The organism is Streptomyces sp. S6 (assembly GCF_054880855.1).
In genome coordinates, this window is the sequence record NZ_JBTYMC010000501.1 from 1 (window position 1) to 3,124 (window position 3,124).

Sequence of the window (3,124 nt, forward strand, 5' to 3'; positions counted from 1 at the left end):
GCCGCGCTGGCCACCAAGATGAGCACGCTGCCCGCCGTGCCGGTGTTCGCGGGGCTCGCGGCGGTGGCGCTGTGGCGGACGGGACGCCGGGACGCTCTGCTGGGTGCCGCCGGGGTCGCGGTGAGCGCGTTCGCCGTGGTGTGGGTGTCGTATCTCGCCGTGGACCCCCGGCTGCGGTGGAGTCCGGCGCCGGGCTCGGTTCCCCGGCTGCGGGGGATCCGGGGCCTGGTGGTGCGGCTGCTGCCGGTGCCCGCGTCGTACCGGGACGGGATGCGGGTGCAGTTCCGGTTCGAGAACCAGCACTGGGAGGGGTACCTGTTCGGGCACGTCTACAGCGGGGCCCGCTGGTACTACCTGCCCGCCGCGCTGCTCGTGAAGACCCCGCTCGGGATGCTCGCCCTGTGGGCCGCCGGGGCCGTGGCCATGCTGGCGGTGCCTCGGCTGCGGCGCGCGGCGGTGTTCGTCCTCCTGCCGGCCGGGGTGCTGCTGGCCTCGGCGATGACGGGGACACGGGATCTGGGGACGCGGTACGCGGTGTTCATGCCGATGTTCCTGGCGGTGGCGGCGGGATGCGCTCTGGCGTTGCGGAGAGTGTGGGTCACCTGCGCGCTGGTCGCCTTCGTCGCCGTCAGCTCCGTGCGGACCTTCCCCTACTACCTCCCCTACTCCAACGAGGCCTTCGGCGGCCCGGCCCGTACGCATCTCCGGCTGCACGACTCCAACGTCGACTGGGGGCAGGATCTCGGGCGGCTCGCCGAGCGGTACGGGGGTGCGCCGGTGTGGCTGGTGTACAAGGGGGCCGGGGTGCCGGCGTACTACGGCGTGCGGGGGCGTGATCCGCTGACGGTGCCCGAGGCGCGGGTGCGGGGGCTGCTGGTCGTGTCGGACTCGGCGGCGGCCAAGGCGCGGGGGCGACTGGCGGAGCTGCTGCGGACCAGCCGGGCGGTGGCCGAGGTGGGGCACTCGATCACCGTCTACCGGCGGTGAACCGATCATGAAGTGGGCTATGTTGAGGCCGTGGGAGACAAAGGAGGAGGGCCCGGTCCCTCACCGCAGCAGGCACGCGCCCAGGCGTCCGCGATCACCTCGGGCAAGGCCGTCCCCGAGACGGAACTCTCTCCGGCCTCCCAGCTGCGCGCCCTGTTCGACGGCCCGCACCTCTCCCCCGGCCAGCGGCGCATCGCCCAGTACCTGATCGAGCACCTCACCGAGGCGTCCCTCCTGTCGATCACGGACCTCGCGGAGCGCGTCGGGGTGAGCCAGCCCTCGGTGACCCGGTTCGCGGCGGCCGTCGGCTTCAGCGGCTACCCGGCGCTGCGGGAGCGGCTCCAGACGCTGGCCCTCGGCGCGCGCGGCCCGGCGGCCGAGGTGAACCGGGGCAACGAACTCCAGGCGGCGGTGGACGCGGAGATCCGCAACCTGGAGGACCTGCGCCGCGACTTCGCCGACCCGGACCAGGTCATCGAGGTGGGGCGGGCGCTGTCGGGGTCCACGCCGCTGACGGTCCTCGGCTTCAGGATCTCGGCGTCCCTAGCGGAGTACTTCGCGTACGCGGCCCGCCGGGTCCACCCGGACGTCCGGCCGGTGACGCGCGGCGGGAGCGTCGCCTACGACGCGCTGCTCCAGTCCCGGGAGGCGGGCGGGACGTGGGTGCTGGCGTTCTCGATGCCCCGGCACGCACAGGAGACGCTGACGGCGGTGCGTGTGGCGCGCGGGGCGGGGCTGAAGGTCGCGCTGATCACGGACCTGGCGCTCGGGCCGATCGCCGACGAGGCGGACGTGACGTTCGCGACGGGCACCGGCTCACGGCTGGTGTTCGACTCGTACGCGGCGCCGGGCGTGATGGCGGCGGCGCTGCTCCAGGCGATGACGGACGCGGGTCCCGAGCGGACGCAGGCGCGGCTGGAGGAGTACGAGCAGGTGGCGGAGCGGCACCGGTTCTTCCTGCCTGACTGATCCGCTTTACGGGCAGGTGGCCGGCGTGTGGGGATCACCACGAGAATGCGTGAATGTTTCCATACTCCTTGCCAAGGCGACCGCATATATAAATACTGCTGACGGTCGCACCGCCGCACATCGGAAGCCACGCTCATGAGTCTCACGACGCCGCGCCTCAGCCCGGACTGGCCCCGCCACGTCAAAACGCCCGGCAGTTACGACTGGGAGCGTTCCGCCGTCAAATGGCTGCGCGAGCTGGTCCCCGCCCGCTACGCCGGCTACCCGGCGCTCCTGCGCCACCCCGTCCTGCTCGCCCGGCACGCGCACCTCCAGGTGCAGCAGGAGGTGCGGGTCGCCCGCACGGCCCTCCAGACCGCCCGCGCCGACCTGCCGGCCCTCGGTCTGCACGAGGCGGCGATCGAGCACACGATCAAGATGTACGCCGCCGAACTGACGCAGCTCCAGCACCTGGCGCGTGGCGTGCGGGCGGTGGCCCAGGCCCTGGCGGCTCAGTCGCCGTCCCTGCGCCGCTGACGTTCCCTGCGGGACTCGCGCCAGTACCAGGCCAGCCCCGTGGACAGGGCCACCAGGAAGATCACGGGCAGCGCGAGGCCCAGGAGACGCGAGAGGCTCATGGCACGGCTTTCGGCTCGGTGGGCCGGGGTGCCGAACGCCCACCGACCCACCGCACATTGTGACATGGGACACAGTTATCGCGTCCCGGGGGTCACGAGGTCCGCGCCTCCAGATCGTGGCGCGTGTTGTCGCCGTACACCCCGGACTCGTCGCCCCGGATGCCGTACCAGAGCTGGAAGCGCGCCACGGCCTCGGTGAGTGTCGCGTCGTACTCGCCGTTCGTGGAGCCGTGGTCGTACACGTTCGGGATCCGGCGCAGGCGCTCCTGGAGGCCCACGACCTCCTTGCCGCTCGCACCCTCGCGCAGGACACCGGCGCCGTCGGGGTCCTGGGCGGGTGCGCTCGGGGTCGGGGTGGGTGTGGGGTCCGGTGCCTGGCTCTGCTCGACCGGGGCGCCGACGACCGGGGGCTGGGCCGCCGCCGCGTCGTTCTGGCGGCCCGGCAGGAACAGGATCGCGGCGGCGAAACCGACCAGGGCGGCGGCCGAGATCGCGATGACACCGGCCGCGCGGCGCACCCCCCTGCCGGTGGCCGGCTCGGGCGGGGGCGG

General features: G+C 73.3%; 4 protein-coding genes and 1 pseudogene. 3 read left to right on the forward strand and 2 right to left on the reverse strand.

Features of this window, described 5'->3' with window-relative positions:
- The 3 genes and pseudogenes from ACVNF4_RS34315 to ACVNF4_RS34325 form a co-directional block, all read left to right on the forward strand.
- A pseudogene (locus ACVNF4_RS34315) lies at positions 1-987 on the forward strand (phospholipid carrier-dependent glycosyltransferase); the annotation flags it as partial.
- A gap of 30 nt (positions 988-1,017) precedes the next feature.
- Entirely contained in the window at positions 1,018-1,956 is a 939-nt protein-coding gene (locus ACVNF4_RS34320) for a MurR/RpiR family transcriptional regulator (protein ID WP_461806779.1), read from the forward strand.
- A gap of 135 nt (positions 1,957-2,091) precedes the next feature.
- Complete coding sequence (locus ACVNF4_RS34325; RefSeq protein WP_461806780.1) at positions 2,092-2,472, forward strand: hypothetical protein; 381 nt, start codon at positions 2,092-2,094, stop codon at positions 2,470-2,472.
- On the opposite strand, the gene ACVNF4_RS34330 is transcribed toward ACVNF4_RS34325, so the two are convergent.
- Both ACVNF4_RS34330 and ACVNF4_RS34335 read right to left on the reverse strand, forming a co-directional pair.
- Positions 2,448-2,573 carry a hypothetical protein gene (locus tag ACVNF4_RS34330; protein WP_461806781.1) on the reverse strand — a complete coding sequence of 42 codons (126 nt, stop codon included), beginning with the start codon at positions 2,571-2,573 and terminating at the stop codon, positions 2,448-2,450. The genes ACVNF4_RS34325 and ACVNF4_RS34330 overlap by 25 nt on opposite strands.
- 92 nt (positions 2,574-2,665) lie before the next feature.
- The coding region (locus ACVNF4_RS34335; RefSeq protein WP_461806782.1) for a peptidoglycan-binding domain-containing protein at positions 2,666-3,124 on the reverse strand (459 nt) is incomplete at its 5' end.

Excerpts from the sequence above, each read along its gene's own strand:
- ACVNF4_RS34325 (WP_461806780.1), top strand. The coding sequence starts at position 2,092 with ATGAGTCTCACGACGCCGCGCCTCAGCCCGGACTGGCCCCGCCACGTC.
- ACVNF4_RS34330 (WP_461806781.1), bottom strand. The coding sequence starts at position 2,573 with ATGAGCCTCTCGCGTCTCCTGGGCCTCGCGCTGCCCGTGATCTTCCTG.